Origin of the sequence: Bacillus sp. CH_48 (genome assembly GCF_038008465.1) — a bacterium.
Classification (GTDB): Bacteria; Bacillota; Bacilli; order Bacillales; family Bacillaceae_G; genus Bacillus_A; species Bacillus_A thuringiensis_S.
Map to the genome: position 1 here is coordinate 2,186,476 of NZ_JBBOZF010000001.1, position 21,567 is coordinate 2,208,042.

Here is a 21,567-nt window from a genome sequence, read left to right on the forward strand (position 1 = left end):
TTATGTAATTTAGTGAAATCGCACAAAAGTAAGTTAATTTCAAAGAGGGATAATGAGAATATATTATAAATACAATATTGTATATAGAATGTCATATTATAATGGATGTATTTTGGAAATAACATGTAAGGACATATTAGTTTTGTTATAATAAACAAATAGGCTGTAAAATGAATATTCTTTACTGTAAAGGGAGATTTTTCAGTTTTCCAAGTAGTGAATTTGAAATATGAGGTTTATCATAGGAGGAATTTAGATGTCTGTATTTAAACGATTAAGAGATTTAACAATGTCAAATGTGTATTCATTAATTGAAAAAGCGGAAGATCCAGTTAAGATGACGGATCAATATTTACGCGATATGCAAGCCGATGTACAAGAAGCTGAGAAAAGTGTAGCAGCTCAAATCGCACTTGAGAAGAAATTCAAAATATTATTTGAAGAGCAAGAAGCACTTGTGAAAAAACGTGAAGAGCAAGCTCATATGGCTGTTCAAGCTAATAACTTAGATCTTGCGCGCCGTGCATTAGAAGAAAAACAAAATGCAGAGCAAAAAATGAATGAATATAAAGCAAGCTACGAGCAAAATAAAGCTGCTGCTGATAACCTGCGCCTTAAGCTAGAAGAAATGCGCAAGCAATTAACAGAGCTGAAAAATAAACGTGAAACACTTGTAGCACGTGTAAATGCAGCGAAAGCACAGAAAAATATTAATCAGGCAATGTCTGGATTTGATTCAAATTCAGCAAAAGCTGGTTTAAGCCGTATGGAAGAGAAAGCTCTTCAATTAGAGGCTGAAGCGGAAGCAAGCGGTGAAGTTTATAAGAAAGAAAAGTCATTAGATGATGAATTCGCAAGCTTAAACAAAAATTCTGCTGTTGACGATGAATTGGCTCGTATTATGAAGCAGTATGAGAAATAATATAGAATAAAGACAAATGAACCGACATGTCTAAACAAATTCATGTCGGTTTTCTATTACCCCGCTATTTGCGGGCAGTAAGACTCCCACCTCTACTTTTTGTGAAAGCAAGGAGGTGGGGGGAGAGCTACTGCCCGTAAATGCCCGATTGGTGGGGGCTAATAATCAGCGGGGAATGAACACCTCCCCACTGATTAAAGTTTCACTTTATATTTAGAGGAGGTTTTGCAATGACATGGATTAATGTAGTTGCCATGCTTGTATGGACTGGAGCGAGTGCAGTACTTTTATTTGCAATTATGTGGGTTGATTCAATTTTTACAAAATACAATGATTTAAAAGAAATCAAAAATGGAAATACAGCTGTAACAACTCGTTTTATTATGAAATTATTTGCACAAGGGTACATTTTATCTCAATCAATCACGAAAGCAAATGACTTATGGCAGGCGCTTCTTGCTTCAGCAGTTTCTTTCGTTATTTTATTAGTTGTAGAAATGTTTATCGAATTTGTGTTAAAGAAAATGTCTGGCTTAGATTTAGAAGAAGGTACGAAAGAAGGTAGCGTTGCACATGCGATGTTAGCTGGATCATTACATATTGTTGGTGCACTAATTTTAGGTGCTTGTTTATAAAGAGAAAAGGAGGGGTAGATCATGAGTTTATTTAAACGAATTAAAAATATAATGAAAAGCCCAGAGCCACCGAAGCCGGAAAAGAGTCTTTTAACGTTAGCTCCTGGCGATATGATTGAAGTTTCATTAGTTATGTACGAATTGACTGGGAAAACGAGTATGCATTCTCGTAAAGAAATTGTTTTAACACTGCAAGATGGAAAAGATATTCGTTATTTAAAAATTGAAGATCGTGAAAATATGTATTACAAATTATATACTCCAATTGATGGTCGCTTAGATTCAATTGATGAAATTCCGACGACAATTGAAATGGATGATACTGAGTACCATATGGAAGAACAATATAACGGACGTGTTGTTGTGATGGGGAAAACACCATTCTCAGCTTCAGAGGAACAGTACGTATGGGAATTCCAATCAGATAATCGAAAATTATTGCGTATTGAATGGCAAAATGGTCGCACAATGATGTATGAGGGAGAAGCAATCATTCCTGCTGATGTACAAATTATAAGAGCAACGTAAGGGGGCGTAATCATGTCAAACCGATTGTTTACCATGATTAAATCGTTTGTGATCCCTATACTTGCTATCGTTATATTACTTGTTGTTGCTGGTTATGCCTTATCAGGTTGTCAAGGCGGGCAGACAAAGTCGATTCAAGACCGTTATCCACTTGAGTCTGTCGCAAAGGAAGGTAAACAAGAATCTTACGTGTATAGGGCCGCCAATCGGTCAGTTCCTGAAGTAGCGAAGGAACTCATTAACGAAAGAGAACCGAAGCAAGCATCTAAAGAAGACGAAAATCAAATGTTCCTCGTTTATTCTGACAAGATTTATAACTTGCAAAAGGATAAAGAGAAACCATCGGATACGTTAATTGAAATAAGTAATAAAGAATTTGTCCGTCAAAATTATCAACCGTCCTTCTTGCAAGGATATATTATGGGTAGCATATTAAACGATATATTTGGTTCACGAAAATCATCATACGGTGATTATCGAGGATATAACGACAGACAAAATCATAAACCAGTCATTCCAGAGAGACCACCTACGAAAGAAGAAAAGAAAACCCCACCTCCAATTACGAAGGAAGGGAAAGGGTCTATTATTAAGCGAGGCGATAATGTAGATTCGAAACCATCAGTAGGTGATAAGGGAAGTATTACTGAAAAAGGAAGTAATACGACGCCCCCACCCTCTACTGGAAGCAAGGGTAAAATTACAAAAACACCAGGCGGTTCAAGCGGATCAGATGTGAAGCCGAAATCATCTATTAAAACTCCGCCAAGGAATACATCTCCCCCGAAAACGAGGGTCGGTGGTTCAGGAAAGATTACGAAGAGAAGATAGTGTAGAGACCGAAAAGTGTAAATTACTTTTTGGTCTTTTTTTGTTATGGGAATTAATTCCTTATAACTGGTACAATTGAAGTATAAGGAGGGGATAGTATGACTACGTATAAAAGATTTAGTGTAATTATGTTCCTTGTATTATTCCTCAGCTTGTTTATTAGCACGACAATGAAATTTCATTTTGTAGTAGGTATTCTATGGATACTGTGTACATGCACTTTATTTTTGTATATCCCGCTGCGTTTTCAACATGAAGTGACGGCTTTTCAAAAGTATGTAGCGTGGATTAAACGTGGGAGTCGGTGGGGCGAGTAAAAATATATCTACGTACTGAAAAAAACTGACAACTATAGCAATTTAATAATAAGAAGAGGGTGTGCCAAATTGTTGGCCCACCCTCTTTTTCATAATGATTAATGAATATCACGTTTCTTGAAATTACCGCCTTTTACTTCTGCTACGTCATAAACTGTAATAAAGGCGTGTGGATCGATTTCATTAATAAGTTCTTTCATTTTACTTTCTTCTAAACGGTTAATTACACAAGAAATTTCTTTGAATTTCTCTCTTGAATAACCACCGTATACTTCGTTATATGTTGCACTTCGGCCTAAACGATCGCGAATTGTTTCTACCATTAATTCAGGCTCTTTTGTGATAATTTTAAATGCTTTTGAACCACTTAAACCAACTTCAACGATATGAATCACTTTCGAAGCGATAAAGTAAGCAATTGCCGAAAGGATAGCTCCTTGAAGGCCGAATACCGTTGATACGAAAATAAATACGAACATGTTTAAGAATAAAATAAGGTCACTCGTTCCAAATGGTAACTTACGAGAAAGCAATACAGCTAGCATATCGATTCCATCTAATGCCCCACCGTTACGTAATGCTAGTCCCATACCAAAACCGATAATAATACCACCAACAACTGTAACTAATAATGTATCGCCTTCGATAATAGCTGGTATTCCGTGCATGACAACGGTACCTATTGCTAATGAAGCGATTCCAATAATAGAATAAATTGCAAAGCTTTTACCGATTTGCTTATATCCTAACCAAACGAAAGGAATGTTAATAACTGCGATTAGAGCTCCTAATGGCAATCCAAATAATCTTGAACTAACGATACTTAAACCAGTCACACCACCGTCTGATACGTTATTTGGAATTAATACTGCTTCTAATCCGTACGCTGTGATAAATGCCCCAATAATAATCATCAAAGCTTTCGAAGCAATTTTTAGCTTATTGGGCTTGTTTTTGATAATTTTCTCCATATAATTTCCTCGTTTCAAACTAGTTTCTTGTTTGTTACATAATTCACACCTAAATTTTATTTTAACATTTAATTTGAAAAAATTCTCCTTTAATGGATGTATGCAGGGAATATTATGACCATATTATTATTTTAAATACAACTGTAGAAGATTAGAGAGTGGTCATAATTTTAATATGAAAAAGTAGAATGAATAGTATGGATATATACATTTGGGGCACTAACCTTAGGGAGGGGGTTATGTGGGATACTGTACGAAATGTGGAAATGAAACGAACGAGGGCAACAAGTTTTGCGGGCAGTGCGGGGAGAGTCTTAGCTATAAAACGGTAGGGGGAAGTTTTCCGAATAGCAGTTCTAATAGTAGTATAGAAATTTTTTCTTTAGTCGGTTTCATCACTGGATTAATATCTTGGTTTATAAACTTATGGGGGCTTATTGGTAGTGTAGCTATCGTATTTTCTATATTGGGTTTAAACAAAAAAGTGACGGGTACGAGTAAAACATTTGCTATTGTTGGAGTGATTTCTGGAATAATTAATGTGTTGTATGCTGTTACGTTATTTATTTAAATTTGATGAACAAAAAGGTATAAAAAAGTCCCCTGTGCATAAAGCATTCAGAGGAATTTTTATTTGATAGCTATTAAGAAACAATAAAACTAATTACTGTTAGGAATAAAGCGAAGCCTAAAATAGTTCCACATATTTTCATATGGCGCTTACGTCCCATAACAACAATTGCGACATATTCACGAATCATTGCGTTAGGCCAGTAATAAAATGCAGTTTTTGATCCGATTCCTTGGCTATTAAGGCCAGCTTGTCTTGCATATATACCAGCGCGGAAAAGATGGAAATTATTCGTTGTAAAAATACTTCTATACTTACCTTCTGTTTTTAAAGAATCCATAATTTCTTTAGAGAACAACATATTTTGATATGTGTTTACAGAGCGATTTTCTTGCACTGTATGTTCAAGAGGAATTCCTTTTTCAACAGCATAATTTTGCATCGCTTCCGCTTCTGGAAGGCCTTCATCTGGACCTTGACCACCAGAGAAAATAATTGTTGGTGGTGTATTCACAGCTGCTTGTTTCCAATAAAAGTCGATAGCTTTATTAATACGACTTGCAAGTAAAGGTGGTACTTTATCATTAATTAAGCCGCTACCGAGAACGATGATGAAATCTTGATTACGTCTTGGTCTGTTGAATTGATATAAAAAATATGCGCTTAAGAAGTTAGATAAATGCACAAAGAAATACATAGTTATAAGAGAGATAGCAGCAAAGATAAATTGAAAATGCTCTGAGAATAAATTTGCTGGATTTATGATAGGGAGCATTATAAAGAATAAAATCCCTAAAGCAGCAATTAAAGTTAAAGAGTTTGTGAAGCGTCTTCCTTCACGTTGCATTAAAATTTTTGCATTAAGAAAGAGTCCGAACATTAAAGCGACTATAGCAAAAGGAATCATTACAAGTAGTGCTAACATGGGGATGATAACGATAAAATGTAAATCGTTATTACCAGACTCAAATGAGGCTATAGCGCAAAATAATAGAAATGAACAGATAAAGGCATTAAATAAAAAGCCGTTTATTATTTTCCGCGGATCTTTTAAATACGAGATAAGAAAAATAATAAACAATATAAGAGGAATAATTCCAAAATACAGCATAAATATAGTACACCTCAACTTGTATAAGAATTTGACATACCTTTTATATTACATGATTATATAAGTAAAAATGAAAGAAAAAGGATTTTGAATTTTCTCAATAAAATATATGGATACATATGTTACAATATATTCAAAGCGATATATTAAAAGTAAAATGGTTGAAGAGGCACTCAGTAGAGTGCTTTTTCTTTTTGTATGTAATTGTGCATATTATATTTTTTTTCAAATGAAGAGGATTACAATATAAGTTGTAGACAGACTTTATAAAGCAGAATTTAATACAAACATTTCCCTCGACTTTTTGTATCTAACAATCGTATAACAATAAAGAATTCTGTTTTATAGTGTCTGTTTTTGAAAGGTGTCTTCTTTGAAGGCGCCTTTTTGTTATTAGTATAGATAGTTTTCACTGTTAACATAGTGGAAACTATCTATACTAAACATTAGCAATCTTCCGTATAAATATTATCAATTTACTATATATTCCAGTGGTGTTAACCTACATATGAAAGGCTTTCTTTTTCAAAATATTACCCCTAATAAAATTTTGAAGAAGTCAACTGTCTCCAAACTTGTCTTTATGCTTAAGGAAAAAGCACTCAATTTGAGTGCTTTTTCTTATTAAAACATGCTATTTTTCTAGGCGATTTTCATAAAATAAAAGTAAAGAAATGAAAGTGGGTGACAAAATGCCAGCAGTTGTGGAAGGTGTTATTATTGAAAACTGCAATGGAACAATTAATGTAGGTGATAAATATAACGTACAGCCGATTGAAAAGACGAAAGCTTACAATGGATCGGGATCATCAAATACAGGAATGAAAGTACAAACGTTTAGCGGAATTAGTACAGCTGATGTATGGGATAATGATGTGAATGATCAGGGGATACAGTTTACTTTATAGCACAATATGTAAAATTGCATAAAATGATGAAGTTGCCCTATGATACAATCTAGCTGTGAGCTGTTAATGATTCTTCTGTATTATAGTTGTTAAATTAGAAATATAACATCTTATTAAAAATCATACGTATAAAAAAGACACTTCAACCGAAGTGTCTTTTTTTATTTTAGTGATACCCTTTAGCAGAGTCTTTATGAATTTTATTTTTAAAGATACTGTAGCTCCAAAGCTGATATCCAATAACGATTGGTACCATGACCATTGCAACGAAGAACATAATCTTTAAGTTTAATTGACTACCAGCTGCGTTGTATAACGTTGTACTGTATGCATCGTTAATACGAGATGGTAACATTCTTGGGAACATACCTGCAAAGCCAGTTGTCATAAACATTGCGATTGTTAGGCAAACGAATGTGAATGCAAGGCCAATTTTATGTTTGTACACCATAATAAGTGCGAGTACACTCATTAACATTGCAAGTACTGGAAGAATGAATAGTACCGGATATTCCGTAAAGTTTTGGAACAAGTTTGTCCGATTAGCAGTTGCTACATAGAAGATAGCTAAAATAATAGCTGCTGCCATTGAAAACGGTCTCGCGATTTTATAAGCACGGTCGGATACTTCACCAGTCGTTTTAATCATGACCCAAAGGGCACCGGATACGACAAATATAGCAGTGAAGAACAATCCTCCTAAAATACCGTAATGGTTTAATAAGCTAAGTAAATTTCCTTCATAACCATTTTTTTCGATTTGTAGTCCGTAATAAAGATTAGCGAACGTAACACCGAATAGGAAAGCAATTAAAAAACTCCCAATTGCAAATGCCCATTTACAAGTTTTTTGCCAAATCGGTGAATCATCTTTATGCATGAATTCCAGCCCAGCGGCACGAGCAAATAGTGCAAGTAATACTAAGAATAACGGTGTATAGAGATAACTAAACATATTTGCATATGTGACTGGGAAGGCAGCAAATGTTGCGCCACCAGCTGTAATTAACCATACTTCATTACCGCCCCAGAATGGACCAATTGCTTCTTGTAATTGATTTCGTTCTTGTCGATCTTTCGTAACGAAAGGGAAAATCATTCCGTTACCAAGTGCATACCCATCAAGAATGAAGTAAACTGTCCAAATCACGCCCCATAAACCAAACCAGATGATTGCAAGCATATCATGAGACATGAGCCACACCTCCCTCAGTAGCAGGTTCTTCTAATGCTGCAGGTCCTTTTTTCGCGAACTTCAGCATTAAGTATACGTCTGCAATTAAAAGTAAAGTGTAGAACAAAATTAAACTAATTAATGAGAACCAAATTTGTGGAACTGATATAGGCGATACAGATTCTGCTGTACGCATTAGTTTATATACTGTCCATGGTTGACGACCTACTTCAGCGACAATCCATCCTGCGTTAATCGCGATATAAGGAAGTAAGACAGACCATATTGTAATTTTTAAATAACGTTTTGAGTTTTCTAGTTTTCCTTTTCGGTTTAAATAGAAGCCGTACCAAGTTAATGCCATAAAGAACATACCAAGTGCAACCATTAAGCGGAAGCTATAATACACGAGGTTAACATTTGGACGTTCATCTTTCGGAATATCTTTTAAACCAACAATTTCGCCATCAAATGAGTTTGTATAGAAGAAGCTTCCGAGTTTTGGAATCGTAAGGAATTCAAAGTTCTTCTCATTTTTTACATCAGGAATTTGAACAATTGAGAAGCCTTGTCCTTTTCCAGTTTCCCAAACTGCTTCCATCGCAGCTCCTTTTGCTGGTTGATATTTAGCTGCTGATACACCAGATTGATGTCCCATAAACGGTGTAATTGTTGCGGCGAATAAACCTAGCATTAAACCAAACTTAAATGATTTTTTGAAGAATTCCACTTCGTTTTTACGTAATAAGTGATAGGCACTAATTGCCATAACGAAGAAAGCACCTACGATATAACAACCAATGACAGTATGGAAGAACATATTCCAAGCATATGGATTTGTAACGAGTGCCCAGAAGTCATTTAATTCAGCGCGGCCGTTACGTACTACGTAGCCAACAGGGTTTTGCATAAAGCCGTTTGCTGTAATAATCCAAAGTGCGGAAATATTTGTTCCAAGTGCAACCATCCACATACAGAAGGCACGGAACTTTGGTGAAATTTTGTCTTTACCGAATAACCATATTCCCATGAAAGTAGATTCTAAGAAGAAGGCAACAAGTGCTTCAATTGCGAGAGGTGATCCGAAAATATCTCCCATATATTTGGAGTACTCAGACCAGTTTGTTCCAAATTGGAATTCCATCGTAATCCCGGTTATAATCCCCATTACGAAGTTAATTGTAAATAATTTACCCCAGAAATTTGCCATTTTACGGTATGTTGGATTCAATGTGCGGGCGTATTGAGTTTCCATACATGCTACTAAAATGACAAGTCCGATTGTCAAAGGTACAAATAAAAAGTGATAAAAAATAGTAATTGCAAATTGAAAACGACTCAGTAACAGAACGTCGGACATAATGAATATTCACTCCTTTTTTACATTATCTACAATCAGTTTATAGTGAAAATACGTTTGAAATAGAGGTGACTTGTTACAAAGGTGTGTGTATATTTTGAAAGAATTATGTCGATTATCTGAAAATATCCTATTTTTACTATAAAGCGATATCCTTTTTGAGTTTTTCATATTTTGGTACACTATATAAGTAATGTAAATGAGAGAAAAGAGGGTTTTTTACTATGAAGTCATTAGAAGAGATTTTACAATACAATGAAAAATTTGTTGAAGAGAAAAGATACGAAGAGTATGAAACGGGAAAATTCCCGAATAAAAAAATGGTAATTATCTCTTGTATGGATACTCGTCTTGTTGAATTATTACCAAAAGCAATGAATATGCGTAACGGTGATGTGAAAATTATTAAAGTAGCAGGAGCTGTTATCTCACATCCATTCGGAAGTATTATGCGTAGTATTTTAGTTGCTGTATATGAACTTGGTGCTGATGAAGTTTGTGTAGTTGGTCACCACGATTGCGGTATGGCAAAAATTCAGGCAAGCAGTACAATTGAGAAGATGAAAGAGCGCGGTATAACAAATGAGAAATTAGATACACTCCGTTATTCTGGAATCGATTTAGAAAGATTCCTACAAGGGTTCTCTAGTGTAGAAGAAAGTGTAGAACATAGTGTATCAATACTTCGCAACCATCCATTACTTCCAGAAGAAGTACCTGTTCACGGTCTTGTTATAGATCCTGATACAGGAAAATTAGATTTAGTTGTGAATGGTTACGACAATTAAGAATTTACTTTGTCATCCTTTTTATCTGGGACAGGATCAAATCCTCCCGGGTGGAAAGGGTGACATTTTAATATACGCTTACAAGTAAGCCAAAAACCTTTGAGTGCACCATGTTTTTGAAACGCCTCTAATCCGTAATGAGAACAAGTTGGATAAAAGCGGCATGTTGGTGGTGTCATCGGAGAAATGAACTTTTGATAAAAGCGTATAATCCCAATAAAAATCTGTTTCATAATGGTCTCCTTTTCAGCATACTCTTAAAGTATTATAGCACGACTGTACATAATACTTTACTAATGTGCATTTCCGTTATATCATATTGGATATAACGGAATTAAATTAAAAGCGGGAGAGATGTTGTATGCCATCAGTAGAAAGCTTTGAATTAGATCATACGATTGTAAAGGCACCTTATGTAAGACATTGCGGAGTTCACAATGTAGGTAGTGACGGTATTGTAAATAAATTTGATATTCGTTTCTGCCAACCGAATAAACAAGCAATGAAACCAGATGTTATTCATACGTTAGAGCATTTATTAGCATTTAATTTACGTAAATATATTGATCGTTATCCGCATTTTGATATTATCGATATTTCACCGATGGGCTGCCAAACAGGATATTATCTTGTAGTGAGCGGAACACCGACAGTTCGAGAAATCATTGATTTATTAGAACTAACATTAAAAGATGCGGTTCAAATTACAGAAATTCCGGCTGCAAATGAAACGCAATGTGGTCAAGCGAAGCTTCATGACTTAGAAGGAGCACAACGCTTAATGAACTTCTGGCTAAGCCAAGATAAAGATGAACTTGAGAAAGTGTTTGGATAAAGAAAAACTGCCTGTTAAAGGGCAGTTTTTTTATTTGTAAAACAGGAGTTTTTTGTGTGAATGGAGTATTGACTTTAACGTATACGTCAAAGTTTATAGTGAAGATAAATAAGGCGTGAGGAGGAAACGATGGATAAGTATAGCATTGGTGAAATTTCAAAAGAAACGAATGTAACGACGAGAACACTTAGATATTATGAGGAAATTGGATTATTAAAACCGTCGTACGTTGCTGAGTCAGGATATCGTTACTATTCAAAAGATGATGTAATTACATTGCAACAAATAACAACGTTTAAAAAGCTTGGTTTTAAGCTTTCGGAAATAAAAAAAGTGTTAAAAGAGGAAAAGGGGAATTCAGAAGAAAGATGGAAAAGTGCAATTCAAAATGAAATTCAAACAATACAAGCGGAAGTAAAAAGATTAAAGGACTTAGAAAAACTATTATATACAGCATTTCATTCCATTGAATTAACAGGAGAGCTTAAAACAGAAGATTTAATGTTATTCATAAAATCAGTACAGGGAATTGAGCAGAGAGAAAATTTCCGACAAAAATATTTTACGGAGGAAGAACAGAAGGTTATAGAGGATTTACCAACACTTGAAGAAAACGATGAAAGAACAAAAGAATGGTTACAAGTATTAAGAGAAATTCGTCAGCGTATAAATGAACCAGTAGATTCACCGGAAATTCAAATGTTAGCGGAAAGGGTAGTGGCTTTTTCAATGCACGTATTTCATGAAGATGAACAATTAATAAATAAGTATTGGGATTTAATTAAACCTGAAGAGGGAGAGATTGCAAGAGTATACGGACTTGATTTAGAAACGATGAATTATATAGAAAAGATGATAGATTGTTATTTAAAAAAGGAGGAGGGTAAATGACTGGCGCGGGAAAAGAGAAGCTATATGGAATTAAGCATGCGCGGATGGAGAGGCAATATTTTTATAAGCATCTGGGGATTTTCATTTTTGCACAGATTCTATTTATTTTTATAGTAGGGCTTGTACCAGCTCAAGAGTTGCCAAGCGGTTCCTATTTCCTTCATATGAAAGAGTGGATTTTAAATAAACAAATTGGATTTTATAAAAATGAAACGATTAATACGATTACAAGTGTCTGGACATCAGTGCTTATTATTCATTTTATATGGGCGATGTCTTACATTCTTTTTCCGAAAAAGAAGCGTAATTCTTCGAAACAAGAAACAAGAGAAGAGATAAAAGAAGAAGTGAAAAAGAAAAAGGAGATTAGCATAAATAGGGCGTGGATGTATTTAGTATTTGGGGGCTTAATTGAAATATATTGGGCGACAGGATTAAAAACAAATTCAATGAGTATTTTGACACTCATTGCAATTTTAGTGAGCTTTCAACTACTAATTGAAGCAACTAAAAAAATTCCAATTGGTACGGCATATGCAGTATTTACTGGAATTGGTACAGTTGGAACGATATTGGTAGATATTTTATATTTCAAAGAACCATTTTCGCTCATCAAAATTTTCCTCGTTTGCTTATTGGCACTATTTATTATCGGATTGAAATTTAGTGGGAATAAGGAAGAGGTGAAATAAAGTGGCATGGATCTATTTAATTATAGCTGGGCTCTTTGAAATTGTCGGTGTAATTGGGATAAAGAAAGTAGCAAAAAATAATAGTTGGACGAATAATATTATTTTAATAGGTGGTTTTATTATTAGTTTTCAATTTTTAACGATGGCGCTTCAAGAAATTCAGTTATCGATCGCATATGCAGTTTGGACTGGAATCGGAACGCTCGGGGCAGCAGTTGTCGGTATTTTATTTTTTCAAGAACCTAAAAACGCTTTTCGGATTATTTGTATTGTTGGGATTATGGGGACGATTATTGGATTGAAAGTAGTGAGTTAAAGAAGAGCACACAAGCTCTTCTTTTTTATGGAAGTATGTCAGAAATCCCAACGAAGAAAGTGATTATCCCAACTATAAAACAAAAGATAGCTTTCGATTTTTGCTTTTGTTGTATTTCAGCAACTCCCGAAAGAATAAATGTGATGCTTAAAAGGATAAATACATAAGAGAAAAGAATAGAAATTCGTGTAAAAAGACTAAAAAAAGCAAGAATAAAAGCAATAGCAGATAGTAAGATTCGAAGGTTTGTTAGCATAGTATCCTCCAATTTATTAACTGTTTAAAAAATCCAAATTAGTGAGAGGTAATGGTCAGTAGGTGATTGGAAATTACATGTTATCTTTAGTGAAAGTAGTTCGATATTACAATGAAGAGCATAAGACTAGAAACGAAAAAATGCGAGATACCCATTGATTTTCTTCCGGATTTCAGTTCATTAATTCCTAGAAGAATAAAGAAACAACTGAGAGCAAATTGCATGTATGGGAGAAGTGTGAAGTTGTCGGTAGCAAGAGAATAAGTGCAAAGAGAGAGTGTGAGAAGCATGAAAAAATAGCGTAATCCAGTTAGCATTGTATACCTCCTTTAAAGGGACTATTTATCGAAATATTTCTGAGAAGCCAAGAAATAAAGCACCAGCTCCTGCTAACAGAGCAAGTATACTACCACCTTTTTGCTGCTTTAAGATTTCCTCTATACTAATAACGAAAGCCATCATCCCTAAAAAGATGAACATATAAGGCATAATTTCTCTATTACTAGTAAAGAAACTATAGATTGCTATACATAAAGCAATAAGTGATAAAGTAATCCGTACTCCTTTTAGCATGCATGTACCTCCTTTTATTTTATATAGCTAATGATGAGAACAATCCAAATGAAAGCACCGGAAATAATACAAATAAGCCCAGTTGCTGCCTCCTTTTTCTTTATTTGTTCAAATGCGATGAGAAACATTAAAGCCCCTAATAGAAATTGTGAAAGAGGTAGAAAATTATTTTGACCTGTATATAATCCAATTGCCGACATAACGAACACAGTGAGTGCGATTGTGATGCGGAGTATACGAAGCATATTAGGAATTCTCCTTATTCTTTTTTGTATAAGGATTATCTTCTAGTTTATCGACGTAATGTTTATAAGCATAGCCTTTATTAATTGTCATGATGGAGAGTACGAGGATGATTAGGACGATGATAATACCGATAATTAATATTTTGAACATAAAACCCCTCCTTTTCTTTATTTTACATAATTTTGTAATTGATGAAAACAATAGAAAATAAAAGGATGAAAGAAGGGTGTTACATGGAAACGAAAAAAACATATTATATATCAATAGGAAATGGTCAAATTTCACAAGTGAAGACGGCGGATACGTATAATTTTGAAATTTATGCAAATGATGAGGAAATTACGGAATTAAGAGAGCACTTCGATCAAGCATATGTAGAAGATTTAGGTTCATTTGTACGCTCCCACGTTCCATTTGTTGAGTATCATCACGATTCAAATAATGACCGATATGATGAACAACTACAAAAAGCATATAAAATGATTTACGATTTAGGAAATCATGAGACGAAAGAATTAGTCGCGCAAATGGGAATAATCAATGGATTGTAATTGGATAATATTATGCAGAAAAGCGAGAATATGCTACAATTTGTGGTAGGAAAAACTTGTAACCATCAATAGGGGAGTAATGGCATGTACAAATTTAAAGATTATTACCACAACACTGTACAATTATCGTTTGAACGTTATCCATTTTCTCCTGAGCCAAAGCATGTTTGGGTTGTATGCCGGTACGGGGATCAATGGTTATTAACACATCATTTACGTCGTGGTCTTGAATTTCCAGGTGGTAAAGTAGAACTAGGGGAAACACCGGAAGAAGCGGCAGTTCGAGAGGTTCATGAAGAAACTGGCGGCATAGTTTCTGATTTAACTTACTTAGGACAATATAAAGTATCTGGAAAAGACAAAATAATCATTAAAAACATTTATTTTGCAACAATTAGTGCGGTAGAAGAACATACGCATTACGAAGAAACGAAAGGGTCTGTTTTATTAAAAGACATTCCTGACAACATTAAAACGAACAGAAAATTTAGCTTTATAATGCGCGATGACGTATTAGCGCGTACGATGAAACATATAGAAGAAATCGGCTGTTTTACGAAGTAAAGTAGCCGGTTTCTTTTTTTGTATGTAATAATAAATGTAAATATATCTTTATGTTATTTTTGGGTATATTATACAATTTTGCGAAGATATACTTACATTTTAGGAGGGGGAAGATGGATAAAAGAAAAGAAACGACTGTTACTGTTTCGATGGTTAAATTAAACTTTTCTTTATTTTTTATAATAATTGCTTTGTCGTTTGGAATAGGTTATTTGCATATATTTCTTTCAGGTGGGGTTCAAGTTGAAGTTACATTATTAACGATGTTTCTGTTTATTATTGCAATGATTGTTCTCGTCTGTATTCATGAAGCGATACATTTAATAGGATTTCGCTATATCGGAGGTATTCCGTGGAGTGAACTAAAATGGGGCGTTAATTGGAAATTAGGTGTTGCATATGCTCATTCTAAACAGGCGGTTACAGTAAAGCAAATGAAGAAAGTGTTAATGCTTCCGTTTTTACCAACTGGAATTTTGCCAATTGTATTGGGATTAGCTATGAATCTGGAGCCACTCTCATTTTTAGGAATTCTACTAACAGCAGGTTGTATCGGTGACATTGCCTTATATCAAAAAGTTTCAAAGTTTCCAGATGATGCGCTAGTAAAAGATCATCCGAGTAAACCACAGTTTACAGTATATGAATAAAGAAAGAGGAGGCGTTTTTGAGCAACGGCCTCCTCTTATTATGGTCACTTTTTGTTGGTAAATCGCTGATATAATTTATTTGCTATTATTGTATTTTTATCTCTACCTCTAAAAATGAAAGAACCTCTAATAAATCATCTACGATACGTGAATGCTTAAAATCACCCCAAAACGAATCTTTTTTCCAAACACCAAGAATCCCTACTTGTTCAGAACCAAGCACATCGTTTTCTGGATGATCTCCAACATAAAGACATTCTTCTGCCTTAACATCTAGTCTTTGCAAAGCACGTTCGAAAATTTCAGGGTGAGGTTTTTTAATTCCTTCAGTTTCTGAAACGAGAATGGTGTTTGTATACGTATGTATATGTAGTGCTCGAAGGTTGCTCATCTGAAATTCAGTAAAACCATTTGTGATAATACCAATTTTAATGTTTCGCTGTTTTAACTGTTGAAGTAGTTCATGCGTGTTTTTGAAAGAAATACAATGATGTTGGAAGTTTGTAATATAGTCGTGTAGCAGTTGCTCTTGCGTTAAAGTAGTAATGTTGTATTCGGAAAGGAGAGTAGCATACACTTTACCCTTCCACGTATAGCCATTATTATCAAGTTCAAGAAATCGAGAACAATACTCGGATTTTTCTATGCCCATCAAATGTGAGGCGAAGCGATTATATTGGTCACAAATAAATTGTTCTAAAGATTGGCGCCGATCTAATAGTGTGCCATCTAAGTCGAATAAGATTGCACGAATCATGGGAAACCTCCTTGCAGTTTTTATAATTAATTATCGCATATTCACAAAAAAATGATTATGATATTTTGTAGAATGGAATAATGGGGGATTGTATGAAGAAACTGTATGGCAAGTTAATGTGTTGTATGATAGCAAGCAGTTTAGTTGCAGGATGCGATAGTGCTATTGAGGTTACGAAAGAAAAAGAAATTTGTAAAACAGAAGAAGAGTGCACGCAAATAGGAGATAAAACATTACAAAAAGTATATAAAAAGATAGAGGGACTTTCAGAACTTGAAAAAGTAGAGGATTATGACATAGAAGAGTATGAAAGTATGAATATGAAAGAGGCGGAACAGAAAAAAGAAGAGGATGACAATTATTTCTTTTTAGCTTCTTATTATATCGATGATGATGAAATTGTAGATCCTTATTTTGAGAAATTGGATCGTAAGAGATTGAATAAAGCTTTTGCAGATGACGAAGTAGCAAAAGATGATTTGTTAAGCCAGCGGCAAGATAGAGAGTATCATGAAACTTTATGGGACATGTATCGCACTCTCATTCCAGTGAAATATCGTGAGAATATAACAGGGTTTGATCTAATAACGGATGGTTATGATGGCGTTGTTGCTCATGTCATGCCAAGTATGGATGACCCGAGAGATTGGTTGCTTAGTTTAGACGTGCTCGATTCTGGGGTGAATATAGATGAAGTGATGAAAACATTAATTCATGAAACGGCTCACGTATTAACGATTGGGCATAAACAAGTACCAGTGGATAGGAAATATTTAGAGGCGTTTGATGAAGAGAAAGACATTTCATCATATCGAAATAAATGTAAAACGGTGTTCTTGAAAAATGGATGTGCGAGAAAAACTTCGTATATTAACCAATTTTATAATGAATTTTGGAAACCAATTGAACAAGAGTGGACAGAAAAGAAAGTAGAAGAAAGTGAAGAGGCACAAATTAAATTTTATAAAGAAAAGCATGATGAGTTTGTATCGCTGTATGGAACAACAAATGTAACGGAAGATATCGCAGATACATTTACAGCGTTCATTTTACAAGATTCAAAAAAAGTGAAAGAAGGAACAGAGTTAAAATATAAGAAAATTGCTTTCTTCCATCAGTTCCCTGAGCTTGTAAAAATGAGAGCGGAAGTGCTGTCAGGATTATATGATGTTTCGAAAACGATAGAACAACAAAGTGGAGACTAATGTGAGTTATGCGTTCGATATAGTTTCGTTAAAGTAAAGCGTGAAGAATTTTTAATTCTTTACGTTTTTTCATGTTGATAAAATTGAAAATTCTGTATTTTTATCGAAAAGAAGAAGGAACTGGCGGTATAAAATAGAATTAGTATAAAAATGTCACAATTTAGACACAATTATAATGCGCGTGTTGTAGGGACTATAAGTTTACTCTCGAGGAGGTAATGAAACGTATGAAAACGATTCTTGCTGTTGCTGGTCTCATTTGGGTAATGTCTCACGGTTTTTCGATTTTTGAAGGGGAGCAAATTCGTAGTGCTTTGAATGAAAAGTTTAATGATTATCATGTGATAGATCGAAAAGATAATGTCGTTACAGTACGTGTGAAAGAATGTTTCCATACAGTTACGGTTGCGGATGGAAACATTACAAATGAAACGAAAATGTGTGATAAAAGGTAAAAGAAAGAAGCTGACTATAGCGCACTGTTTTGAGTCAGCTTCTTTTTCTTTTTCCAATTAGAATTTTTTCAAATGCCTCGACAAATACATACATAAGAGTTGCGAGAACACATGTGAGTAGTACGCTAAGTAAGACGAGTGTGAAGTTAAAGACTTGGAATCCGTAGCTAATTAAGTAGCCAAGTCCTTGTTTGGAAACGAGAAGTTCTCCGAAAATAACACCGACCCAGGATAAACCAACGTTTACTTTTAACGTTGAGATAATTGCTGGAAAGGATGCAGGGAGAACGACTTGCTTATAACATTGCCATTTATTTGCGCCAAATGTGTCCATCACTTTTATATAGTTAGAATCGACTTCTTGAAACGCACTGTAAATAACGAGAATGGTAATGATGATGGAAATGATTACTCCCATTGCGATAGAAGATGAAATGTTTGGACCGAAAATAACGATGATGATTGGACCGAGTGCAACTTTTGGCATTGCATTTAGGACGACGAGATAAGGATCAAGTACGCGGGCTAGAAGTGGCATCCACCAAAGAAACGTTGCAATAATAGCACCAAATACTGTTCCGAGAATGAAGCCTACTCCCGTTTCCAGCAATGTCGTCCATATGTGGACCCAAAGTGAACCGTCGATCCATTTCGTTAAGAAGAGATCCCAAATACTTGAAGGAGAGCTAAAGAGTAAAGGATCAATCCATTCTCTTTTGCTAGATATTTCCCATAGTGCAAAGAAAAGAATAAGTAGTAAAAGTTGTAGAGAGCGAGCAATCCAAGCACGCCTACGTTCTTTCTTTCGAAATTGTTCATGTAGTTGTTTTATATTATCCAAGTCGTTCCAGCTCCTTCCATATATCTTGAAAGAGGGCTGGGAAATCGTAGTGATGGCGTGCTTCTAACGGTGATAAAGAACGGATACTTTCCGGGACGATAAAGGTTTTTGCGATTTTTCCAGGATTCGCTTGCAGTAAATAAATACGATCACTCATCGCGATCGCTTCTTCAATATCGTGAGTAACAAGTAGTGATGTTTTCTTATATTTATTTAGCAAGTTGAAAACGAGTTCTTCTAGTTTTAATTTCGTTTGATAATCGAGTGCGGAGAATGGTTCATCTAGTAATAAAATTTTTGGATCAGTCGCTAATGTTCGAACGAGAGCGGCACGTTGACGCATACCGCCGGATAGTTCACGAGGATATTGTCCTTCTACCCCATGTAGACCGACTTGTTTTAAAAGATTTAAAGTATGTTCTTTCATCTGTTCATCATAAATCTTTCGAATATGAAGTCCAAGCATAATATTTTCTTCAATCGTTTTCCAAGGGAATAAGTAATCTTGTTGCAACATATATCCCATAGATGAAGTTTTCGTTGTAATCGGTTCACCATCTAAAAAGACGATACCGTCAATTGGATCAAGTAGCCCAGCAATGATTGAGAGGAGTGTTGTTTTACCACAACCACTTGGACCGAGTATAGAAATAAATTCGCCTTCTTCCACTTGTAAGCTCATATCTTCGAGAATAAGTTTGGCATTCTCTTTTGCAAAAAAGCAGTGAGAAACGTTACGTATTTGTAAAAAACTCATACACTTCGCCTCTATTTCTTAATAACGCTTTCGGCAATTTTTGTATTGACGAGCGCTTCATGTGGAACTTCTTTTTGTAATTCGCCAGCGTCTTTCATAATAGTTTGGAGCTGTTTCCATTCTTCCGCATCTAGTAGTGGATTTGTCGCATAAGAATGCTGTTTTTTATACCGTTCAATTACTTGTATTGTTATGTCTTTTGAAGTGTCTTTAAATAGCGGAGAAACAGCATCAGCAATCTCTTCTGGGCTATGTGTATCAACCCATTGCTGTGCTTTATAGAGCGCACGTGTGAACTTTTCAGCAGCAGCTTTATCTTTCTTTAAGAAACTTTCTTTTGCCATGAACGTTGTATAAGGAACAGTACCAGATTCATTTCCGAATGAAGCGACGATATAACCTTTACCTTCTTTCTCAAGTATACTTGCAGTCGGTTCAAAGAGCTGCACAAACTCTCCAGTACCAGATGCGAAGGCATTTGCAATATTAGCAAACTCAATATTTTGAATTAAGTTTGTATCTTTATGAGGATCAATGCCATTTTTCTTTAAAACGTATTCCCCAACCATTTGCGGCATGCCGCCTTTACGCTGTCCTAAAAATGTAACACCTTTTACGTCATTCCAATTAAAAGAGTCTAGTTTTTTACGTGAAACTAAAAATGTCCCATCTGTTTGTGTAAGCTGTGCAAAGTTAATGATAGGGTCTTTCGCTCCTTGTTGATGAACGTAAATAGACGTTTCAGAACCGACGAGAGCAATATCAATTCCGCCAGATAATAGGGCGGTCATCGTTTTATCGCCACCGGCTGTTGTTTGTAGGTCAATATCTAGTCCTTCATCTTTAAAAAATCCTTTTTCAATCCCGACATATAACGGGGCGTAGAAGAGAGAATGGGTAACTTCGCCGACACGAATGTTTTGAGTTTGTTCTTTCGTACCTTCTTTTTTATTACTACAAGCAGCAAAAGTAAAAACAGCTAGTAACATGATGCAAAAAATCGCGATTAATTTTTTCACTATATAACACCTCCTAGAAGTCACTCTACAAGCATGATATGTAGGTAAGTGCCTATATGTGAGTGTAGATAGCAGGAATTTTTTGGATGGTAAAGAAGTACAAATATAAGGGGTGATAAAATGGAGTACGAATACGATGATAGCGTACATTTACATCTTGATTATTTTGGGACAGAATGTGACATGGGATCGATTGCTTATAAGAGGAAGAATGAAGACGTATGGGATGTGTATTTTAATTTTGGAGTATACGGTATTCAGAAAGACGATGTAGAGTTAGGGAGGTTTATGGACGAATATGCTGGTCATTACGTTTTTTCTGTACATGCTCGCGATCTTAGTTGGGAATTTGGAAGTGCCCAGTTTGAAGAGTGGGTTTTGAAAAATCGGATAGTAGAAAAAACGCTACAAAAATAGGAGGAATTTTGTGATTGGATTTCTCATCTTATTATTTATTTTTGTGGCCGGATTTTTTATCATGCAAATGCTTATTTACCGATTTGCCAAGAAAAACATTCATAAATATACGAAAATAAAATGGTTTCATATGTGGCTACATATGAATATGAAAAAAGGTCCGAGATTAGATTTTTTTGATTTTGTAGTTATAGTACTCGTATGTATCGTATGGAAAATATGGCTGCTTCCTTTTATATAATACACATGCTAATCATTTTCTCTTTTATCATAAAATAACGAAAAGAACCTGTCTTGTGGCAGGTTCTTTTCGTTATATTAATAGTTGTTAAAAACGTGCAACGCCTTTTTATTAATTCTTTCGTATTTTCATGTGAAATCTTGGATAGCATTAAGGATTTCTAAAAAATAGTTATTATATCATAA

General features: G+C 34.9%; 32 protein-coding genes. 19 read left to right on the top strand and 13 right to left on the bottom strand.

What is annotated here, in order from left to right:
- Positions 1 to 256: 256 nt before the first annotated feature.
- The 5 genes from N2V92_RS10870 (at position 257) to N2V92_RS10890 (ending at position 3,233) form a co-directional block, all read left to right on the top strand.
- A complete protein-coding gene (locus N2V92_RS10870; protein ID WP_000110281.1) occupies positions 257 to 922 on the top strand; it encodes a PspA/IM30 family protein in 666 nt (221 codons plus the stop codon).
- Between the two features lie 230 nt (positions 923 to 1,152).
- Positions 1,153 to 1,557 carry a DUF350 domain-containing protein gene (locus tag N2V92_RS10875; RefSeq protein ID WP_042595985.1) on the top strand — a complete coding sequence of 135 codons (405 nt, stop codon included), beginning with the start codon at positions 1,153 to 1,155 and terminating at the stop codon, positions 1,555 to 1,557.
- Positions 1,558 to 1,578: 21 nt separating this feature from the next.
- Positions 1,579 to 2,085 carry a DUF4178 domain-containing protein gene (locus N2V92_RS10880; protein WP_000051747.1) on the top strand — a complete coding sequence of 169 codons (507 nt, stop codon included), beginning with the start codon at positions 1,579 to 1,581 and terminating at the stop codon, positions 2,083 to 2,085.
- A gap of 12 nt (positions 2,086 to 2,097) precedes the next feature.
- A complete protein-coding gene (locus N2V92_RS10885) occupies positions 2,098 to 2,916 on the top strand; it encodes a DUF4247 domain-containing protein (protein ID WP_000071190.1) in 819 nt (272 codons plus the stop codon).
- Between the two features lie 98 nt (positions 2,917 to 3,014).
- On the top strand, positions 3,015 to 3,233 hold the full coding sequence (locus N2V92_RS10890; RefSeq protein WP_000214757.1) for a hypothetical protein: 219 nt from the start codon (positions 3,015 to 3,017) through the stop codon (positions 3,231 to 3,233).
- 98 nt (positions 3,234 to 3,331) lie between these two features.
- Here the strand turns inward: N2V92_RS10890 and N2V92_RS10895 are convergent, their stop codons facing one another.
- On the bottom strand, positions 3,332 to 4,204 hold the full coding sequence (locus tag N2V92_RS10895) for a YitT family protein (protein ID WP_000411240.1): 873 nt from the start codon (positions 4,202 to 4,204) through the stop codon (positions 3,332 to 3,334).
- A 241-nt stretch (positions 4,205 to 4,445) separates the two neighbouring features.
- Between N2V92_RS10895 and N2V92_RS10900 the strand changes: the two genes are divergently transcribed.
- On the top strand, positions 4,446 to 4,775 hold the full coding sequence (locus tag N2V92_RS10900; protein WP_000540175.1) for a zinc ribbon domain-containing protein: 330 nt from the start codon (positions 4,446 to 4,448) through the stop codon (positions 4,773 to 4,775).
- Between the two features lie 73 nt (positions 4,776 to 4,848).
- On the opposite strand, the gene N2V92_RS10905 is transcribed toward N2V92_RS10900, so the two are convergent.
- The gene (locus tag N2V92_RS10905) at positions 4,849 to 5,883 is read right to left on the bottom strand and encodes a YdcF family protein (RefSeq protein WP_057187512.1); all 1,035 of its coding nucleotides are present in this window, start codon (positions 5,881 to 5,883) and stop codon (positions 4,849 to 4,851) included.
- Between the two features lie 677 nt (positions 5,884 to 6,560).
- Here N2V92_RS10905 and N2V92_RS10910 point away from each other — a divergent pair.
- Positions 6,561 to 6,794 carry a spore germination protein gene (locus N2V92_RS10910; protein WP_002005871.1) on the top strand — a complete coding sequence of 78 codons (234 nt, stop codon included), beginning with the start codon at positions 6,561 to 6,563 and terminating at the stop codon, positions 6,792 to 6,794.
- Between the two features lie 166 nt (positions 6,795 to 6,960).
- Here N2V92_RS10910 and cydB read toward each other — a convergent pair whose 3' ends face one another.
- On the bottom strand, positions 6,961 to 7,989 hold the full coding sequence (gene cydB, locus N2V92_RS10915; protein ID WP_021728756.1) for a cytochrome d ubiquinol oxidase subunit II: 1,029 nt from the start codon (positions 7,987 to 7,989) through the stop codon (positions 6,961 to 6,963).
- Positions 7,979 to 9,328, bottom strand: coding sequence for a cytochrome ubiquinol oxidase subunit I (cydA, locus tag N2V92_RS10920; RefSeq protein WP_001286166.1), 1,350 nt, complete (start codon positions 9,326 to 9,328; stop codon positions 7,979 to 7,981). The genes cydB and cydA overlap by 11 nt, the downstream gene beginning before the upstream one ends.
- A gap of 224 nt (positions 9,329 to 9,552) precedes the next feature.
- Between cydA and N2V92_RS10925 the strand changes: the two genes are divergently transcribed.
- Positions 9,553 to 10,116 carry a beta-class carbonic anhydrase gene (locus N2V92_RS10925; RefSeq protein WP_000838173.1) on the top strand — a complete coding sequence of 188 codons (564 nt, stop codon included), beginning with the start codon at positions 9,553 to 9,555 and terminating at the stop codon, positions 10,114 to 10,116.
- Here N2V92_RS10925 and yidD read toward each other — a convergent pair.
- Positions 10,113 to 10,349 (bottom strand): membrane protein insertion efficiency factor YidD, encoded by a 237-nt coding sequence (gene yidD / locus N2V92_RS10930; protein ID WP_000809334.1) that lies wholly within the window; start codon positions 10,347 to 10,349, stop codon positions 10,113 to 10,115. The genes N2V92_RS10925 and yidD overlap by 4 nt on opposite strands.
- Positions 10,350 to 10,477: 128 nt before the next feature.
- Between yidD and luxS the strand changes: the two genes are divergently transcribed.
- The 4 genes from luxS (at position 10,478) to N2V92_RS10950 (ending at position 12,850) form a co-directional block, all read left to right on the top strand.
- A complete protein-coding gene (luxS, locus tag N2V92_RS10935; protein WP_001141371.1) occupies positions 10,478 to 10,951 on the top strand; it encodes an S-ribosylhomocysteine lyase LuxS in 474 nt (157 codons plus the stop codon).
- Positions 10,952 to 11,080: 129 nt separating this feature from the next.
- Entirely contained in the window at positions 11,081 to 11,842 is a 762-nt protein-coding gene (locus tag N2V92_RS10940) for a MerR family transcriptional regulator (protein WP_000362242.1), read from the top strand.
- Positions 11,839 to 12,534, top strand: coding sequence for a DMT family transporter (locus N2V92_RS10945; RefSeq protein WP_000145220.1), 696 nt, complete (start codon positions 11,839 to 11,841; stop codon positions 12,532 to 12,534). Before N2V92_RS10940 ends, N2V92_RS10945 begins: the two co-directional genes overlap by 4 nt.
- Before the next feature lies 1 nt (position 12,535).
- Positions 12,536 to 12,850, top strand: coding sequence for a DMT family transporter (locus N2V92_RS10950; protein WP_000312334.1), 315 nt, complete (start codon positions 12,536 to 12,538; stop codon positions 12,848 to 12,850).
- 25 nt (positions 12,851 to 12,875) lie between these two features.
- Here the strand turns inward: N2V92_RS10950 and N2V92_RS10955 are convergent, their stop codons facing one another.
- From N2V92_RS10955 to ytzI, 4 genes are all read right to left on the bottom strand, one after another.
- Positions 12,876 to 13,106 (bottom strand): DUF3953 domain-containing protein, encoded by a 231-nt coding sequence (locus N2V92_RS10955; protein ID WP_000957185.1) that lies wholly within the window; start codon positions 13,104 to 13,106, stop codon positions 12,876 to 12,878.
- 342 nt (positions 13,107 to 13,448) lie between these two features.
- Positions 13,449 to 13,679: a DUF3953 domain-containing protein gene (locus tag N2V92_RS10960; protein ID WP_000912056.1), complete on the bottom strand. Its 231-nt coding sequence runs from the start codon at positions 13,677 to 13,679 to the stop codon at positions 13,449 to 13,451.
- A gap of 14 nt (positions 13,680 to 13,693) precedes the next feature.
- A complete protein-coding gene (locus N2V92_RS10965) occupies positions 13,694 to 13,924 on the bottom strand; it encodes a DUF3953 domain-containing protein (RefSeq protein WP_000944462.1) in 231 nt (76 codons plus the stop codon).
- A gap of 1 nt (position 13,925) precedes the next feature.
- Positions 13,926 to 14,075 carry a YtzI protein gene (ytzI, locus tag N2V92_RS10970; protein WP_000472793.1) on the bottom strand — a complete coding sequence of 50 codons (150 nt, stop codon included), beginning with the start codon at positions 14,073 to 14,075 and terminating at the stop codon, positions 13,926 to 13,928.
- 83 nt (positions 14,076 to 14,158) lie between these two features.
- On the opposite strand from ytzI, the gene N2V92_RS10975 reads away from it, so the two are divergent.
- The 3 genes from N2V92_RS10975 (at position 14,159) to N2V92_RS10985 (ending at position 15,690) form a co-directional block, all read left to right on the top strand.
- A complete protein-coding gene (locus tag N2V92_RS10975; protein WP_000448411.1) occupies positions 14,159 to 14,476 on the top strand; it encodes a hypothetical protein in 318 nt (105 codons plus the stop codon).
- A gap of 84 nt (positions 14,477 to 14,560) precedes the next feature.
- A complete protein-coding gene (gene mutTA, locus N2V92_RS10980) occupies positions 14,561 to 15,040 on the top strand; it encodes an antimutator 8-oxo-(dGTP/GTP)ase (RefSeq protein ID WP_000276385.1) in 480 nt (159 codons plus the stop codon).
- 113 nt (positions 15,041 to 15,153) lie between these two features.
- Entirely contained in the window at positions 15,154 to 15,690 is a 537-nt protein-coding gene (locus tag N2V92_RS10985; RefSeq protein WP_000361285.1) for a DUF3267 domain-containing protein, read from the top strand.
- A gap of 85 nt (positions 15,691 to 15,775) precedes the next feature.
- On the opposite strand, the gene N2V92_RS10990 is transcribed toward N2V92_RS10985, so the two are convergent.
- Positions 15,776 to 16,447 carry an HAD family hydrolase gene (locus N2V92_RS10990; RefSeq protein WP_000617247.1) on the bottom strand — a complete coding sequence of 224 codons (672 nt, stop codon included), beginning with the start codon at positions 16,445 to 16,447 and terminating at the stop codon, positions 15,776 to 15,778.
- Between the two features lie 92 nt (positions 16,448 to 16,539).
- On the opposite strand from N2V92_RS10990, the gene N2V92_RS10995 reads away from it, so the two are divergent.
- Both N2V92_RS10995 and N2V92_RS11000 read left to right on the top strand, forming a co-directional pair.
- Positions 16,540 to 17,652, top strand: a complete 1,113-nt coding sequence (locus N2V92_RS10995) for a hypothetical protein (protein WP_000737815.1) — start codon at positions 16,540 to 16,542, stop codon at positions 17,650 to 17,652.
- A 227-nt stretch (positions 17,653 to 17,879) separates the two neighbouring features.
- Positions 17,880 to 18,107, top strand: coding sequence for a hypothetical protein (locus N2V92_RS11000; RefSeq protein ID WP_042595975.1), 228 nt, complete (start codon positions 17,880 to 17,882; stop codon positions 18,105 to 18,107).
- A gap of 34 nt (positions 18,108 to 18,141) precedes the next feature.
- Here N2V92_RS11000 and N2V92_RS11005 read toward each other — a convergent pair whose 3' ends face one another.
- Genes N2V92_RS11005 through N2V92_RS11015 form a run of 3 tightly spaced genes read right to left on the bottom strand, consistent with a single transcriptional unit; the run spans position 18,142 to position 20,724 of the window.
- Positions 18,142 to 18,948 carry an ABC transporter permease gene (locus tag N2V92_RS11005; protein WP_000368775.1) on the bottom strand — a complete coding sequence of 269 codons (807 nt, stop codon included), beginning with the start codon at positions 18,946 to 18,948 and terminating at the stop codon, positions 18,142 to 18,144.
- Positions 18,941 to 19,705, bottom strand: a complete 765-nt coding sequence (locus N2V92_RS11010; RefSeq protein ID WP_000009025.1) for an ABC transporter ATP-binding protein — start codon at positions 19,703 to 19,705, stop codon at positions 18,941 to 18,943. The genes N2V92_RS11005 and N2V92_RS11010 overlap by 8 nt, the downstream gene beginning before the upstream one ends.
- Before the next feature lie 11 nt (positions 19,706 to 19,716).
- A complete protein-coding gene (locus N2V92_RS11015) occupies positions 19,717 to 20,724 on the bottom strand; it encodes an ABC transporter substrate-binding protein (RefSeq protein WP_000733138.1) in 1,008 nt (335 codons plus the stop codon).
- Between the two features lie 120 nt (positions 20,725 to 20,844).
- Between N2V92_RS11015 and N2V92_RS11020 the strand changes: the two genes are divergently transcribed.
- Positions 20,845 to 21,141: a DUF3986 family protein gene (locus N2V92_RS11020; protein WP_000455582.1), complete on the top strand. Its 297-nt coding sequence runs from the start codon at positions 20,845 to 20,847 to the stop codon at positions 21,139 to 21,141.
- A 10-nt stretch (positions 21,142 to 21,151) separates the two neighbouring features.
- Complete coding sequence (locus N2V92_RS11025; protein ID WP_000578981.1) at positions 21,152 to 21,382, top strand: hypothetical protein; 231 nt, start codon at positions 21,152 to 21,154, stop codon at positions 21,380 to 21,382.
- Positions 21,383 to 21,567 lie beyond the last annotated feature (185 nt).

Excerpts from the sequence above, each read along its gene's own strand:
- ytzI (WP_000472793.1), bottom strand. The coding sequence starts at position 14,075 with ATGTTCAAAATATTAATTATCGGTATTATCATCGTCCTAATCATCCTC.
- N2V92_RS10965 (WP_000944462.1), bottom strand. The coding sequence starts at position 13,924 with ATGCTTCGTATACTCCGCATCACAATCGCACTCACTGTGTTCGTTATG.
- N2V92_RS10995 (WP_000737815.1), top strand. The coding sequence starts at position 16,540 with ATGAAGAAACTGTATGGCAAGTTAATGTGTTGTATGATAGCAAGCAGT.
- N2V92_RS11010 (WP_000009025.1), bottom strand. The coding sequence starts at position 19,705 with ATGAGTTTTTTACAAATACGTAACGTTTCTCACTGCTTTTTTGCAAAA.
- N2V92_RS11000 (WP_042595975.1), top strand. The coding sequence starts at position 17,880 with ATGAAAACGATTCTTGCTGTTGCTGGTCTCATTTGGGTAATGTCTCAC.
- N2V92_RS10870 (WP_000110281.1), top strand. The coding sequence starts at position 257 with ATGTCTGTATTTAAACGATTAAGAGATTTAACAATGTCAAATGTGTAT.
- mutTA (WP_000276385.1), top strand. The coding sequence starts at position 14,561 with ATGTACAAATTTAAAGATTATTACCACAACACTGTACAATTATCGTTT.
- N2V92_RS10895 (WP_000411240.1), bottom strand. The coding sequence starts at position 4,204 with ATGGAGAAAATTATCAAAAACAAGCCCAATAAGCTAAAAATTGCTTCG.
- cydA (WP_001286166.1), bottom strand. The coding sequence starts at position 9,328 with ATGTCCGACGTTCTGTTACTGAGTCGTTTTCAATTTGCAATTACTATT.
- N2V92_RS10880 (WP_000051747.1), top strand. The coding sequence starts at position 1,579 with ATGAGTTTATTTAAACGAATTAAAAATATAATGAAAAGCCCAGAGCCA.
- N2V92_RS10940 (WP_000362242.1), top strand. The coding sequence starts at position 11,081 with ATGGATAAGTATAGCATTGGTGAAATTTCAAAAGAAACGAATGTAACG.
- N2V92_RS10975 (WP_000448411.1), top strand. The coding sequence starts at position 14,159 with ATGGAAACGAAAAAAACATATTATATATCAATAGGAAATGGTCAAATT.
- N2V92_RS10945 (WP_000145220.1), top strand. The coding sequence starts at position 11,839 with ATGACTGGCGCGGGAAAAGAGAAGCTATATGGAATTAAGCATGCGCGG.
- luxS (WP_001141371.1), top strand. The coding sequence starts at position 10,478 with ATGCCATCAGTAGAAAGCTTTGAATTAGATCATACGATTGTAAAGGCA.
- N2V92_RS10990 (WP_000617247.1), bottom strand. The coding sequence starts at position 16,447 with ATGATTCGTGCAATCTTATTCGACTTAGATGGCACACTATTAGATCGG.
- N2V92_RS11020 (WP_000455582.1), top strand. The coding sequence starts at position 20,845 with ATGGAGTACGAATACGATGATAGCGTACATTTACATCTTGATTATTTT.
- N2V92_RS10910 (WP_002005871.1), top strand. The coding sequence starts at position 6,561 with ATGAAAGTGGGTGACAAAATGCCAGCAGTTGTGGAAGGTGTTATTATT.
- N2V92_RS10985 (WP_000361285.1), top strand. The coding sequence starts at position 15,154 with ATGGATAAAAGAAAAGAAACGACTGTTACTGTTTCGATGGTTAAATTA.
- N2V92_RS10925 (WP_000838173.1), top strand. The coding sequence starts at position 9,553 with ATGAAGTCATTAGAAGAGATTTTACAATACAATGAAAAATTTGTTGAA.
- N2V92_RS10955 (WP_000957185.1), bottom strand. The coding sequence starts at position 13,106 with ATGCTAACAAACCTTCGAATCTTACTATCTGCTATTGCTTTTATTCTT.
- N2V92_RS10885 (WP_000071190.1), top strand. The coding sequence starts at position 2,098 with ATGTCAAACCGATTGTTTACCATGATTAAATCGTTTGTGATCCCTATA.
- N2V92_RS10960 (WP_000912056.1), bottom strand. The coding sequence starts at position 13,679 with ATGCTAAAAGGAGTACGGATTACTTTATCACTTATTGCTTTATGTATA.
- cydB (WP_021728756.1), bottom strand. The coding sequence starts at position 7,989 with ATGTCTCATGATATGCTTGCAATCATCTGGTTTGGTTTATGGGGCGTG.
- N2V92_RS10890 (WP_000214757.1), top strand. The coding sequence starts at position 3,015 with ATGACTACGTATAAAAGATTTAGTGTAATTATGTTCCTTGTATTATTC.
- N2V92_RS10875 (WP_042595985.1), top strand. The coding sequence starts at position 1,153 with ATGACATGGATTAATGTAGTTGCCATGCTTGTATGGACTGGAGCGAGT.
- yidD (WP_000809334.1), bottom strand. The coding sequence starts at position 10,349 with ATGAAACAGATTTTTATTGGGATTATACGCTTTTATCAAAAGTTCATT.